This window comes from Tritonibacter sp. SIMBA_163 (genome assembly GCF_046535935.1).
Taxonomy (GTDB): Bacteria; Pseudomonadota; Alphaproteobacteria; order Rhodobacterales; family Rhodobacteraceae; genus Epibacterium; species Epibacterium scottomollicae.
Map to the genome: position 1 here is coordinate 1 of NZ_JAWJBP010000924.1, position 252 is coordinate 252.

Below are 252 nucleotides of genomic sequence, written 5' to 3' on the forward strand. Positions count from 1 at the left end.
GCAGCATGCGCCGCACACGCGTCATGCCCACGTCGTGCTCATAGAGAAACCCCTCCTCGCGCGCATACGGAGCACTGCTTTCGAGACCACAGCGGTCTTGCTCCAGCACGGCCCAATGCAGACCTTCCAGCCGATTGCGATACATGAAGCGCCACGCGTCGCGCTGCCAGCCCTGCACCTTGCGGGTACGCCAGAAATAAACCTGGCAATTGTTTTCGTCGACGGGAACCGCGAAGCCGATGATCCCGAAGT

General features: G+C 61.1%; 1 protein-coding gene. It reads right to left on the reverse strand.

Going from position 1 to position 252, the window contains the following annotated elements:
* Nucleotides 1–252, reverse strand: a 252-nt coding sequence (locus R0J92_RS25025; RefSeq protein WP_411053671.1) for a hypothetical protein, incomplete at both ends; no start/stop codon positions are given.